General features: G+C 63.8%; 12 protein-coding genes. 5 read left to right on the top strand and 7 right to left on the bottom strand.

The window, feature by feature from the left end; all coding sequences use genetic code 11:
- Positions 1–81: 81 nt before the first annotated feature.
- A complete protein-coding gene (locus tag M511_RS13585; protein ID WP_010398012.1) occupies positions 82–519 on the bottom strand; it encodes a CBS domain-containing protein in 438 nt (145 codons plus the stop codon).
- Between the two features lie 95 nt (positions 520–614).
- Positions 615–1,508, bottom strand: coding sequence for a LysR family transcriptional regulator (locus tag M511_RS13580; RefSeq protein ID WP_029372343.1), 894 nt, complete (start codon positions 1,506–1,508; stop codon positions 615–617).
- A 105-nt stretch (positions 1,509–1,613) separates the two neighbouring features.
- Between M511_RS13580 and M511_RS13575 the strand changes: the two genes are divergently transcribed.
- From M511_RS13575 to M511_RS13555, 5 genes are all read left to right on the top strand, one after another.
- The gene (locus M511_RS13575; protein WP_010398007.1) at positions 1,614–3,113 is read left to right on the top strand and encodes a CoA-acylating methylmalonate-semialdehyde dehydrogenase; all 1,500 of its coding nucleotides are present in this window, start codon (positions 1,614–1,616) and stop codon (positions 3,111–3,113) included.
- A 165-nt stretch (positions 3,114–3,278) separates the two neighbouring features.
- The gene (locus M511_RS13570; protein WP_085502467.1) at positions 3,279–4,424 is read left to right on the top strand and encodes an acyl-CoA dehydrogenase family protein; all 1,146 of its coding nucleotides are present in this window, start codon (positions 3,279–3,281) and stop codon (positions 4,422–4,424) included.
- Positions 4,425–5,432 carry an enoyl-CoA hydratase/isomerase family protein gene (locus M511_RS13565; protein WP_085502466.1) on the top strand — a complete coding sequence of 336 codons (1,008 nt, stop codon included), beginning with the start codon at positions 4,425–4,427 and terminating at the stop codon, positions 5,430–5,432.
- Positions 5,429–6,304: a 3-hydroxyisobutyrate dehydrogenase gene (gene mmsB / locus M511_RS13560; RefSeq protein WP_085502465.1), complete on the top strand. Its 876-nt coding sequence runs from the start codon at positions 5,429–5,431 to the stop codon at positions 6,302–6,304. The genes M511_RS13565 and mmsB overlap by 4 nt, the downstream gene beginning before the upstream one ends.
- A 106-nt stretch (positions 6,305–6,410) precedes the next feature.
- On the top strand, positions 6,411–6,734 hold the full coding sequence (locus tag M511_RS13555; RefSeq protein ID WP_010397998.1) for a hypothetical protein: 324 nt from the start codon (positions 6,411–6,413) through the stop codon (positions 6,732–6,734).
- A gap of 10 nt (positions 6,735–6,744) precedes the next feature.
- Here the strand turns inward: M511_RS13555 and recN are convergent, their stop codons facing one another.
- The 5 genes from recN to ftsA all read right to left on the bottom strand — a co-directional run bounded on the left by recN (position 6,745) and on the right by ftsA (position 13,722).
- Complete coding sequence (gene recN, locus M511_RS13550) at positions 6,745–8,388, bottom strand: DNA repair protein RecN (protein WP_010397996.1); 1,644 nt, start codon at positions 8,386–8,388, stop codon at positions 6,745–6,747.
- Between the two features lie 7 nt (positions 8,389–8,395).
- Complete coding sequence (locus M511_RS13545) at positions 8,396–9,238, bottom strand: outer membrane protein assembly factor BamD (protein ID WP_010397995.1); 843 nt, start codon at positions 9,236–9,238, stop codon at positions 8,396–8,398.
- 140 nt (positions 9,239–9,378) lie between these two features.
- Positions 9,379–10,317, bottom strand: a complete 939-nt coding sequence (gene lpxC / locus M511_RS13540) for a UDP-3-O-acyl-N-acetylglucosamine deacetylase (protein WP_085502464.1) — start codon at positions 10,315–10,317, stop codon at positions 9,379–9,381.
- Between the two features lie 236 nt (positions 10,318–10,553).
- Complete coding sequence (ftsZ, locus tag M511_RS13535; protein ID WP_010397991.1) at positions 10,554–12,167, bottom strand: cell division protein FtsZ; 1,614 nt, start codon at positions 12,165–12,167, stop codon at positions 10,554–10,556.
- A gap of 220 nt (positions 12,168–12,387) precedes the next feature.
- Positions 12,388–13,722, bottom strand: a complete 1,335-nt coding sequence (ftsA, locus tag M511_RS13530; protein ID WP_010397988.1) for a cell division protein FtsA — start codon at positions 13,720–13,722, stop codon at positions 12,388–12,390.
- Positions 13,723–13,744: the final 22 nt, after the last annotated feature.

The following is a 13,744-nucleotide window of genomic DNA, read 5'->3' as shown; positions in this document are numbered from 1 at the left end:
GGCAGTCAAACAGAGTTTTGCAAGAAAATGCAAGGCAGTGAGCTTTTTTTGCCATAACAGCAAAAAAAGGCTCCCCGGCAATCAGTTCCCCATGATCATGCCGGTCAGCGCCTCTTTCTCGGCCGCCAACTCTTTCAGCCGGGCCGAAACCGTATCGCCGATCGAAACCAGACCGACCATTTCGCCTTCGTCGTTCACCACCGGCAAGTGACGGAAACGCCCCTGGGTCATGCGGTCCAGAATGACCAACGCATCCTCGCCCGTGGTGCAGGTAATCAGTTTGCGGGTCATCAGTTCGCTGATCGGCAGGGTCAGGACAGCGGCACCGCGCCTGCCCAGTTCGCGCACGATGTCGCGTTCGGACAGGATGCCCAGCGGAATGCGCCCATCCTCAGAGACCACGACCGCACCGATGCGCTTTTCCGAAAGCAGCCTGGCGGCATCGGCCACGCTGGCATCCGGTGCGACGGTGATGATATCGCCGCTAGGCTTCATCGACAGGATCTGAGTAACTAGCATCGCGGTTCCTCCTCGGGTCGGGCTGGCTTAGCTCGTGACCATCAGCGTCACCTCAAGCCGGCCTTGCGTCAAGACTGCTGTTGCAGTGCAGCGTCTCAGGGCACGACCAAAGCCTGAAGGCGCGCGACCTCGGCGCGGATCCCCTGCGCCAGCGCCTCGGCCAGTCGGTTCATGCGTTGCGAGCGGCGGTCATCAGCATGACGGATCAACCAAAAACTGCGTGTCAGCGAAACCTGATCGGTCAGCACCCGCCGCACTCCGGGGCAAAAGGGGATGGCAAAATCATGCACGATCCCAAGTCCCGCCCCTGCCCGGATCGCCTGCATCTGCACAGAAACGGAATTCGACGTCAGCGCCGCCCATTCCATCCCGGTTTCAGGCAGATAATCCAGTTCCCGGTCAAAGATCATGTCGGCGATATAGCCGATCATGCGATGGCCATGCAGATCCTCGCGTGAGCGGATCGGCGGATGGGCGCGCAGATAATCCTGATGCGCGGCAAGGTGCAGCTGATAATCGGTCAGACGCTGCACCACCAGCCGCCCGGCCTGCGGCTGGGAAACGGCAATGGCCATATCCGCTTCGCGCCGCGACAGGTTAAAGACGCGCGGCAGGGCGATGATCTGAATCTCCAGCCGCGGGTGATCCTGCGACAACTTGGCGCAGACCTGCGGCAGAAGATAGTTCGCGCAACCGTCTGGCGCGCCGATGCGCAACTGCCCGGTCAGGTCCCCGGGACCCGAGAGCGCCTCTTCAGCCTCGCTTAGCGCCGCCTCGACCGCCTCGGCGTGGGGCAAAAGCCGCTCACCCTCGGGTGCAAGCCCGTATCCCTGCGGGGTTTTGACGAAAAGCTTGGCCCCCAGCGATGCTTCAAGCCGCGCCACACGCCGCCCGACGGTAGAGGCATCAATGCCCAGACGGCGCCCCGCGCCCGACAGGCTGTCAGCGCGCGCCACGGCCAGAAAGATGCGCAGATCGTCCCAGTCCATCTTACCCCTTTGCAGAAATGCAAAACGATTTTGCCAGACTTCCTCTTTTTTCGGCAATGCTGCAAGTCTATCATCCGCTCCGACTGGCATTCCTGGGAGGCATTCATGGAAGAACTCAGCCACTGGATCGACGGCAAAGAGGTCAAAGGCACCTCGGGCCGCTTTAGCGATGTCTATAACCCCGCCACCGGCGAAGTAATCGCCCGCGTGCCGCTGGCAACCCCGGCAGAGCTGGACGCCGCGGTCAAAAGCGCCGAAAAGGCGCAGATCGGCTGGGCCGCCACCAACCCGCAGCGCCGCGCGCGGGTGATGATGAAATTCGGTCAGCTTATCCAGGACAATATGGAGCAACTGGCCGAGCTGGTCGCGCGCGAGCACGGCAAGACCCTGCCCGACGCGCGCGGCGATGTGCAGCGTGGCCTTGAGGTTATCGAGGTCTGCATGGGCACCCCGGCGCTGCTCAAGGGTGAATATACCGACAACGCCGGCCCGGGCATCGACCTTTATTCGATGCGTCAGCCGCTGGGCGTGGTCGCGGGCATCACGCCCTTCAACTTCCCGGCGATGATTCCGCTGTGGAAGATGGGCCCGGCGCTGGCCAGCGGCAACGCAATGATCCTGAAACCGTCCGAGCGCGTGCCCTCGACCTCGATCATGCTGGCCAAGCTGGCGCAAGAGGCCGGGCTGCCCGATGGCGTGCTGCAGGTGGTCAATGGCGACAAAGAGATCGTCGACGCGATCCTTGACCATCCGACCGTTCAGGCGGTGGGCTTTGTCGGCTCGACCCCGATCGCGCAATATATCTATGGCCGCGCCGCGACCAACGGCAAGCGTGCGCAGTGCTTTGGCGGCGCCAAGAACCACATGCTGATCATGCCCGACGCCGATCTGGACAAGGCGGCGGATGCACTGGTCGGCGCCGGATTCGGCGCGGCGGGCGAACGCTGCATGGCGATCTCGGTCGCGGTGCCGGTCGGCGACAAGACCGCCGATGCGCTGATCGAACGGCTGGTGCCCAAGATCGAAAAACTGAAGGTCGGCCCCTATACCGCTGGCGAGGATGTCGATTACGGTCCCGTCATCACCAAGGCCGCACAAGAGCGCATCAACCGCCTGATCGGTTCTGGCGTGGATCAGGGCGCGAAACTGGTCGTGGACGGCCGCGGGCTGAAAATCCAGGGCTATGAGAACGGCTTCTTCTGCGGACCGTCGCTCTTTGACAATGTCACGCCCGAGATGGACATCTACAAGGAAGAGGTCTTTGGCCCGGTGCTTTCGACCGTGCGGGCCAAGACCTATGAAGATGCGCTGCGTCTCGTCATGGACAACGACTATGGCAACGGCACCGCGATCTATACCGCCGACGGCGACACGGCGCGCGACTTTGCCAGCCGCGTCAACGTCGGCATGGTCGGGATCAACTTCCCGATCCCGGTGCCGCTTAGCTACTACACCTTTGGCGGCTGGAAAAAGTCGGCATTTGGCGACCTGAACCAATATGGCCCGGACGCCTTCCGCTTTTACACCAAGACCAAGACAGTGACCGCGCGCTGGTTCTCGGGGATCAAGGACGGCGTTGCGCTGAACTTCAAGGCCATGGACTGATGGCAGCGAGGGGGGTGGAAACGCCCCCTTCCATCCCGGACCACCGGGGCAGGAATGGGCCGGGACAACCGCCCCGCCCCTTTGCGCAGGGCTTGCAATACTTGCGCAACATTTTCCGGCCATGTCCGGCACGGCATATCACACGAAAGACATGAGGGAGTGAGCATGGATTTCGCGCTGAGCGAGGAACAGCAGGCGATTTTTGACATGGCCCGGGATTTTGGGGCCACTGAGATTGCCCCCCACGCCCGCGCCTGGGAAGAGGCCGGCACCATCCCCCGCGACTTGTGGCAAAAGGCGGCCGAACTGGGCTTTGGCGGCGTCTATGTCGCCGAAGAACATGGCGGCACCGGGCTAAGCCGTCTGGACGCGACACTGGTCTTTGAGGCACTGGCCATGGCCTGCCCTTCGGTCGGTTCGTTCCTGTCGATCCACAATATGTGTGGCGGCATGATCGACAAATTCGGCACCTGGGCCAACAAGACCCGTTGGCTGCCCGACCTGTGCAGCATGAAGAAAGTGTTCTCCTATTGCCTGACCGAGCCGGGCTCGGGCTCGGACGCGGCGGCGCTGCGCACCCGGGCGGAGCGTGTCCCCGGCGGGTGGAAGCTCAATGGCACCAAAGCCTTTATCTCGGGTGGCAGCTACTCGGATTGCTATCTGGTCATGGTGCGCACCGGGCAGGACGGTCCGCGCGGCATCTCGACGGTGGTGGTCGAGGCCGGCACCCCCGGCCTTAGTTTCGGCGCGCTTGAACACAAAATGGGCTGGAAGGCGCAACCGACGGCGCAGGTCCAGTTCGACGATTGCATCATCCCCGAAGAGAACCTGATCGGCGAGGAAGGCCGCGGCTTTTCCTATGCCATGGCCGGGCTTGACGGCGGGCGGCTGAATATCTCGGCAGGCGCGCTTGGCGGCGCTCGGGCCGCGCTTGAACAGACGCTGCGCTACATGGGTGAGCGACGCGCGTTTGGCCAGACGCTCGACCAGTTTCAGGCGCTGCAATTCCGTCTGGCCGAGATGGAGACAGCACTGCAATCCTCGCGCATCTTTCTGCGCCAGGCAGCGTGGAAGCTGGACCGCGGAGAGCGTGACGCAACCAAATTCTGCGCCATGGCCAAACTGCATGTGACCGACCGCGCCTTTGATGTCGCCAATCAGTGCCTGCAACTTCATGGCGGTTATGGCTATCTTGCCGATTACGGGCTGGAAAAGATCGTGCGCGATCTGCGCGTACATCAGATTCTGGAAGGCACCAATGAAATCATGCGGCTGATCATAGGCCGCGCCCTGCTGGCGGAGCGTGACTGAATGAATGATATGATCATCCGTAAGGACCGCCGCGCCGGACGGCTGACCTTTAACCGGCCCCAGGCGCTGAACGCGCTGAGCCATGAAATGGCGCTGGCAATCGACGCCGCGCTTAGGGAATGGCGCGACGACCCCGAGGTGGCGCTGGTCATCATCGACGCCGAGGGCGAGCGCGCCTTTTGCTCGGGCGGGGATATCGCAGCGGTCTATCGCGCCGGTCTGGCCGGGGACCACCGCGTCGGACGCGAGTTCTTCCGCGACGAATACATCATGAATGCGCGGATCGCGGAATATCCCAAGCCCATCGTCGCCTTCATGCAGGGCTTTGTCATGGGCGGCGGTGTCGGTGTCGGCGGCCATGCCAGCCATCGTATCGTCGGCGACACGACCCAGATCGCCATGCCGGAATGCGGCATCGGCCTGATCCCGGATGTCGGCGGCAGTTGGCTGCTTGGCCATGCTCCGGGCCGCTGCGGCGAATATCTGGGGCTGACCGCCGCGCGGATGGGTGCGGGTGATGCGATATTCACCGGCTTTGCCGACAGCTATATCCCCGAGGCCGAGTGGCCCGCGCTGATCGAGCGGCTGGCCGAAAGCGGCGATGTGACAGCGATCGGCGCCCACCCCGCGCCCGAGGCGCCGCTTGCAACGGTGGACCTGTCTGCCTTTGCCGGCGAAACCGTGGCCGAGATTGTCGCCGCGCTGGAAACTGCTGGCAATGAGGCCGCCCTGAAACCCCTGCGCCGCAACTCGCCCCTGTCGATGGCGGCGACGCTGGCGCTGGTGCGGGCGGCACGCAAGGATGCCACCCTGCGCGACAGCCTTGCGCGCGAATTGCGCTTTACCGCCCGCGCCACCGCCGGCAGCGACTTTCTGGAAGGGGTGCGGGCGCAGATTATCGACAAGGACCGCAACCCGCGCTGGTCCGCCGACGCGAGTCCCGCGCATGTCGCAGAAATGCTGGCGCCGCTGGGCGCAGATGAACTCATCTGGGAGGAGAACAAATGAAGATCGGATTCATCGGCCTGGGCAATATGGGTGGCCCAATGGCAGCCAATCTTGCCAAGGCAGGCCATGAGGTCACCGGCTTTGACCTGGCGGCACCGATGCCCGAGGGCGTGACCAAGGCCGCCAGTGCCCCCGAGGCGGCGCAGGGCGCCGAGGTCGTCATCACCATGTTGCCTAATGGCGCCATCCTGCGTGCCGTTGCCGCCGAGGTAATCCCCGCCATGCAGTCGGGCGCGGTCTTGTGCGACTGCTCGACGGTCGACGTAGATAGCGCACGTGCAGTCGCGGCCGATGCGCAGGCGGCAGGGCTGGGCGCACTTGACGCGCCGGTCTCGGGCGGGGTCGGGGGCGCAGGCGCCGGCACGCTGACCTTTATGGTCGGCGGCAGCTCTGCTGCCTTTGAAAAGGTCAGCCCGCTTTTCGACATCATGGGGCAAAAGGCGGTCCATTGCGGCGAATCTGGCGCCGGACAAGCGGCAAAGATCTGCAACAACATGATCCTTGGCGTGACCATGATCGCCACATGCGAAGCCTTTGCCCTTGCTGACAAACTGGGGCTGGACCGGCAAAAGATGTTCGATGTCGTCTCGACCTCTTCGGGTTACAGCTGGTCGATGAACGCCTATTGCCCGGCACCGGGGGTTGGCCCGACTTCGCCCGCAGATAATGGGTACAAGCCCGGTTTCGCCGCCGAGTTGATGCTGAAGGACCTGCGGCTAAGCCAGCAGGCCGCCGAATCCGCCGATGCCGACACGCCGATGGGTGAGCTTGCCGCCGCGCTTTACGCCCGCTTTGTCGACGAAGAGGACGGAAAAGGCAGGGATTTTTCAGCCATGCTGCCAAGATTCGAGGCAAGGCACCGCCACGACTGACACCGCCCGCACCCCGGGGGCCCGGATTTCTCGCATTCGTGAGGGAGCCAATCGGTAGCTTGCGGCGTTTAACCTACAAGCAAGCTTCTTGTGCTAGGCTGGACCCATGTCACGCAATCGCCAGAGCCTGATTCTTATCGTCTGCCTGCTTACCGCCCTTGTTCCGCCCAGCTTTGCGGAACCGGCGGGGCAGGCGAAAGGGGCGGGCAAATCACAGGCCGTCGGCCAATCCCAATCCTCGGCGCTGCGTGTCGGCGACCAGCTGGATAGCGCACGTCTGCATCAGGTGACGCGCCCCGGCCTTTACGGAATGAGTCAGGCCCCCGCCGGCAGCCGCTATGGCATCGTCGATGGAAAACTGATCCGCTATGATCCGGAAAGCGCGCGTGTCCTGTCCATCATCCGACAGGTCGACAAGATCATGGACTAGAGCCCGACGATCAGCCGCGTAGCAACGACCGCGCAGCCTCTTTCGCGGCGGGGGTGATTTCCTCGCCCGACAGCATCCGCGCGATCTCTTCGATACGCTGGCTGTCGGTCAACGCCGCCACCTCTGAAGTGGTCATGCCGCCCTGAACCGACTTCGCCACCCGGAAATGATGGCCGCCCAAGGCCGCAACCTGTGGGCTGTGGGTGACGACCAGGACCTGTGCGTCCTCGGCCAACCGGGCGAGGCGACGGCCAACCGCATCCGCAGTAGCCCCGCCGACACCGCGGTCGATCTCGTCGAATATCAGCACCAGCGCATCATTACCGCGCGCCAGACAAACCTTGAGCGCCAGCAGAAACCGCGACAGCTCACCACCCGAGGCGATGCGGTCCAGTGGCCCGGCAGGGGCACCGGGATTGGTCGCAACGGTAAAGGCGACCATATCGCGTCCCTCTGGCCCCGGATCGCCCTCAGATATCAGGGTCGCAAAGACCGCGCGTTCCATTTTCAACGGGGCAAGTTCGGCCGCCATCGCGGCATCGAGCCGCTTGGCCGCCGCGATGCGCTGCTGCGTAAGGTCAGAGGCGGCGGCGTCATAATGCGCATCGGCCTCGTCTACGGCGGTGCGCAGACGGGCAATATTATCCTCGCCCGCGTCGATCCGACCCAGACGGCCACGCAGTTCATCCGCGAGCACCGCCAGATCATCCGCCAGAACGCCATGTTTGCGCGCCAGCGCCCGCAGCGCAAAAAGCCGCTCTTCGGTCGCCTCAAGCTCGCGCGGGTCAAACTCCATCGCATCAAGAGCCGCCTCGACGCCTGACACCGCCTCACCCAGTTCGATCAGCGCCCGTTGCAGGGCGGCTGCGGGGCCCTCAAGCCGCCCCTCGGCACGTTCGGCGGCGCCGTCAAGCCAGCGCGCGGCGTCCAGCATCGCGCCCTCGGCCCCCTCTGTGCCCAACGCCTGCAGGGCGCGAACCACGTCCTCGCGGATGCGCTCGGCCCCTTGCATGGCGCGGCGGCGGGTATCAAGCGTGTCCTCTTCGCCCGGCTGAGGATCAAGCTTATCGAGTTCAGCCACCGCATGCCGCAGGAACTCTTCTTCGTCCTTGGCAGCTGCCAAAGCGGCCTCGGCCTCAGCCAATGCGGCCCGCGCCTCGCGCCGGGCGGCCCATGCCGCGCGGGTCGGGCCAAGGTCCGCCCCGGCAAAGGCATCAAGCAACAGGCGATGGCCACGCGGGTTCAAAAGTCCGCGGTCATCATGCTGGCCATGCAGCTCGACCAGCACCTCGGACAGGGTCCGCAACACCTCACCCGAGGCGCGCCGGTCGTTGATCCAGCCGGTCTTGCGCCCATCGGCACCGTTCACGCGGCGGATGATCAGTTCATCCGAGACCGGAAAACCCGCCTCATCCAGAAGGGTGCGGGCGGGATGATCGGGCGGCAGGTCAAAGACGGCCGTCACCTCGCCCTGAGTCGCGCCCTGCCGGACCAGATCGGCACGACCGCGCCAGCCGAGGACAAACCCAAGACAATCAAGCAGGATCGATTTACCCGCCCCAGTCTCTCCGGTCAGCACGTTCAGGCCGGGCCGGAACTCCAGCTCCAGCCGGTCGATGAGCAGCATATCGCGGATATCGAGATGCCGCAGCATCGCCCGCTTACAGCCACTTGCCCTGAATGACCTGCCGATAGACACGCGTCAGCCAGCTGTCGCCACGCGCCTCGGGCGACAGGCCGCGACCGCGCAGCTGCGCATAAGCATCGGCATAGAAGGGCGAGGAGCGGAAGTTATGGCCGAGAATCGCCCCCGCCGTCTGAGCCTGATCGTTCAGACCCAGCGCCAGATAGGCCTCGACCAACCGCATCAGCGCCTCGGGCGTGTGCGAGGTGGTCTGGAAGTCCTCGACCACCACGCGGAACCGGTTGATCGCAGCGGTGTAATGGCCGCGCTTGAGGTAGTAGCGACCAATCTCCATCTCTTTGGCGGCGAGATGGTCAAAGGCTAGGTCGAACTTGAGGATCGAGGAACGCGCATATTCCGTATCGGGATATTGCTCGATCACCTCGCGCAGCGCCTGCAGCGCCTGAAAGGTCAGGCCCTGGTCGCGGCCGATCTCGTCTATCTGGTCGTAATAGGACAGCGCCAGCAGGTATTTCGCATAGGCTGCGTCCTCATCGCCCGGATAGGTGTCGATGAACCGCTGGGCCGCGCCCCGCGCCTCTTCGTATTGGCGGGCACGGTGGTAGGAATAGGCCTGCATGATCAGCGCACGCTTGGCCCATTCGGAATAAGGGTAAAGCCGCTCGACCTCAGAGAAATACTTCACCGCATCCTTGGGCTTGCGCGAATTCTCAAGCTCGTACTCGCCGCGCTTGTAGATTTCTTCGGCAGTGAAGTTCTCGAACGATTCGGGTTCTTTGCCGCCCCCGCCCGCGCATCCTGCCAGAAGGCCCAACGACAGCACAGCCGCGACCAAGGAACCCGATCTGATGCCTGTCATTCTACCCTGCCCGTCAGAAATTCATGCCGCCGCATCAGGAAACAGCCCGTGCAGCCTGGTCGTCCTAGCACAGAAAATCTGGTTGCGCAAAATGCCAAAACCGGAAAAACAGCGATGCAGGCTGAAGCCGGCCATCACCTTCAGGCGACGGCCAGCTGACGGGTAGCAGCAGCGATTCGCTGAGCCGAGGCCAGCACCCCTGCACCGGGCAGCCGGCTTTCCATCGTCGGGGTCAGCGTCACCCATTCCCAGGCATCCGGCTGGGCAAACAGGGCCCGCAGCAGCCGGTTGGTCATGGCATGGCCCGCGCGGTGGCCTGTGTAGCGCGCCAGCAGCGGCGCCCCGGCCAGCGCAAGATCGCCGACCGCATCCAGCATCTTGTGGCGCACAGCCTCGTCCCGGTGGCGCAGCCCACCCGGCGACAGCACCTTGTCGCCATCAAAAACCACGGCGTTCAGATAGGTACCGCCAAGCGCCAGACCGCTTTCCTGCATCTTCACCACGTCTGCCTTGCGGCAAAAGGTGCGGCTGTCCATGAGCTCATGCACGAACGTGCCGTTGGCCATGTCGAGTCGCTTTTCCTGATGGCCGATGGCCGCATCGACAAAGTCGATGTCGAAATGGATCTCAAGGTGATCGGCAGGGGACAGGCGGGCATAAGCCTCACCCTGCTGAACCTCGACCTCGCGCAGCACGCGAATGGCGCGCAGCGGGGCGTTCTGCTGCCGCAGACCCGCCTCAAGAATGCCACGCACGAAGGGTGCGGAGGAACCGTCCAGAATCGGCACCTCGGGTCCGTTCACCTCGACCACAGCGTTGTTGATTCCGGTCCCGGTCAGCGCCGCCATCACATGCTCGACCGTCGAGACGGTCGCCCCCTCGCCATTGTCGAGCAGGGTGCAAAGCTGCGAGGGCGTCACATGGTCCCAACGGGCAGGAATGCGGGCGCCGTCCAGATCGGTGCGCACGAACACAATGCCATGATCCACCGGCGCAGGCAGGATCACCAGCCGCACGGCTGCACCGGAATGCAGCCCGACGCCACGGAACTGCGCTTTCTGAGCAATGGTGATCTGCATGGTCTTACCCGCCGTTCTCTGTTGACGACCCGCGCCGGGAGAATCTCCCCACGGCCGCCAGATTGAGTTAGGCACGCCCTGCAGATTGCTCAATTAACGTTTTGTAACGGCGTGAAACAATCACTCCCCCGGACTGCAACACAGCCTCAAGACCCGGGCAGACCATTGATTTTGCAAATAAAAAGGACCGCCGAAGCGGTCCTCCACGATTCTGCCACAGAAATTTTGTGATCTGCTCAATTGGCCTGACGGCGCAGGAACGCGGGAATTTCAACATTGTCGTCCGAACGATCCGGGCTGGCCAGATCATCGAACCCAGCATCAAAACCGCTGCGATTCCGCGCAGCCACACGCTCACTGACACGTTCGGCGATGGTCGAGGGCGCGGGCTTTTCCGCCTGTTCGGTATGACCCGAGATGCGCTCAAGCATCCGGCTGAGACCGGCCATGCGGCCCTGACCACGCGGCTGCTCGGCGGCCGCCTGCTGGGCGGCCTGACGCTCAGGCGCCTTTTGCACGGCGCGCGCAAGACGCTGCATCACCTCGTCCGACGGGGTACCGGCCGGGGCCTGCGGGCGGCGGGTCGGCGCGACAAAACCGCCAGCGTCACCGTTCAGAACATCGCCGGCCTGAGGCGCAGCGGGGGTCTGGCGCAGTTCCGGCTGATAGGCCGGGCGCGGCATGTCGTCGTCTTCGTGCTGCGCGGCAGGCGCGGTGGGCTGAGGGCGCGCAACAGGCTGGTGCAGGGTCGATTCGGCGACCGGAGCGGTACGGCGCGGGGGAACCGGGATATCTTCTTCGACCGCTTTCTGCGTGACCGAAGGGGTCTGGGTCAGCGGCTCGCGCATACCACGGCGCGGGGCCGGGATTTCGGCCACCGAAGCGTCGATGCCGGTCGCCACGACCGAAACGCGGATCGAACCTTCCATCTGGGGGTCGAGGGTCGAACCGACGATGATATTGGCATCGGCATCGACTTTCTCGCGGATCTTCTCGGCCGCCTCGTCCATTTCGAACAGGGTGAGGTCATAGCCACCGGTGATGTTGATAAGCACACCCTTGGCGCCGTTGAGGCTGATTTCGTCCAGCAGCGGGTTGGCGATGGCTTTCTCGGCCGCCTGAACGGCGCGGTTCTCGCCCGAGGCCTCGCCGGTGCCCATCATCGCCTTGCCCATCTCGTCCATCACCGCGCGCACGTCGGCGAAGTCGAGGTTGATCAGGCCCGGACGCACCATCAGGTCGGTCACGCCTTTGACGCCCTGATAAAGCACGTCGTCAGCCATGGCGAAGGCTTCGGTGAAGGTGGTCTTTTCATTCGCCAGACGGAACAGGTTCTGGTTGGGAATGATGATCAGCGTGTCGACAACTTTCTGCAGCTGTTCGACCCCTTCCTCGGCCTGGCGCATCCGCTTGGTGCCCTCGAACTGGAAGGGCTTGGTCACAACGCCGACGGTCAGGATGCCCATCTCACGCGCGGCCTGAGCGATGATCGGGGCAGCGCCGGTGCCGGTGCCACCGCCCATACCGGCGGTGATAAAGCACATATGCGCACCCATGAGGTGATCGACGATGTCCTCGATCGTTTCTTCGGCCGCCTTGGCACCGATGGTCGGCTTGGCGCCCGCGCCCAGACCTTCGGTCACTTTCGGGCCCAGCTGGATGCGGCTTTCAGCCTTGGACTGCTGCAGCGCCTGCGCATCGGTATTCGCCACGACGAATTCGACGCCCTCAAGCTGCTTTTCGATCATGTTGTTGACTGCGTTTCCGCCCGCGCCCCCGACGCCGAAGACGGTAATGCGCGGCTTCAGTTCCTGGTCATCATTCAGCATCAGGTGGATCTGCCGTTCCATGTCTCGCCTGCCTTACATCTGTTGCGCCGGACATCTGCGCAGTCCGGTCGAATCCCCTATGGCTCTCAGCCTAGCCAGATTCTCTCCGAGCGTCACCCGAAAAACACAGGTCGCATACCAAATATGGCGGTAATCGCCGGGGTTCTCGGCGGTATCTTGCCCAAACTCCAGCATGTGGTGGGGACGCCCGCCCACACCACCGCATCCGGGTTCTGCCTGATCACCAGTTGTTGCGGAACCAGCGATAGGCCCGGCGCAGACTGCGCGCCGGATAATGTTCGGCGGGCATGTCGAAATCCCACCATTCATCCTGCGGATGGGCCGTCAGCAGCGCCAGCCCGATGGCCGAGGAAAAGCCCGGCGCGGTCGCGTTATGCGGCAGGCCCTGAATGCGCAGCGGCCGGCCGATACGGACATTCTGTCCCAGAATGCGCGAGGCAAGGACGTCCAGCCCCGGGATCTGGCTTGACCCGCCGGTCAGGACGATCTGACGCGCGGGCATGCAATCAAAGCCCGCTGCCTCAAGGATCTCACCCACTTTCTCAAGGATCTCTTCGACGCGGGGGCGCATGATGCCGATCAGATCGGCACGGCTGACGCTGCGGCGGTCGGTATCCCAGTCCCCGGTCGAACCGCCCAGTTCGATCATTTCGCGGTCATCACGGCCGGTGGCCTCAAGCCCGCCATGCAGGGTCTTCAGCCGCTCGGCCACGGCGTAGCTGACGCGCAGACCCTTGGCGATGTCCTGGGTGATCAGATCGCCGCCAAAGCGCACCGCATCGGCAAATATCATGTGCTTTTTAATGAACACCGACACGCCGGTGGTACCGCCGCCCAGATCGATACAGGCCGCGCCCAGTTCCTGCTCATCCTCGACCAGCGCAGCAAGCCCTGCGGCGTAAGAGGCCGAGGCCACGCCCGCCAGCTCCATGTCGCAGCGCCGGATACAATGGACGAGGTTCCCGGCAGCATCACCGTCGATGGTCAGCACATGCATGTCGCAGGCCAGGCGGCTGCCCGACTGGTCGCGCGGGTCCGACAGACCAGAACGCCCGTCGATGGCAAAGTTCACCGGCTGGGCGTGCAGCACCTCTCGCCCGCGCCCGAAATCGGGCACGTCGCATGAGGCCAGCACCCGCGCCACGTCGGTTTCGGTGACCTTGCCCGAAGGCAGCGTGATTTCGCCCGCCAGCCCATAGCTTGCCGGACGCGCGCCCGAGATACAGGCGATGACGTGATCTACCCGGGTTCCGGCGACCTTTTGCGCCGACTGGATCACCGTGCGGATGGCGCGTTCCGTCTCGGCCATGGTCTCGATCTCGCCATAGCGCATCCCGCGCGAACGGGTGGTGGCGGTACCGATAACCCGGAAATTCGACTGACCGGCCATAGGGCCGACGCCATCGGTTTCGCGGAACTGACTTGGACCGTCGAATTGCAGGACAAGACAGGCGATTTTCGAGGTCCCGATATCCAGAACCGCGATGACGCCGCGCTGCATCGCCTGGCGGCGCATGTTTCGCATTGCCCGCTGGCCCTGATACAGATCCTTCATATCTTCCTGCCTCTCCAAGCTG

It is taken from the genome of Paracoccus sp. J56 (genome assembly GCF_019633685.1).
GTDB classification, from domain to species: Bacteria; Pseudomonadota; Alphaproteobacteria; order Rhodobacterales; family Rhodobacteraceae; genus Paracoccus; species Paracoccus kondratievae.
This window is presented reverse-complemented; position numbering and strand designations above follow the sequence as displayed.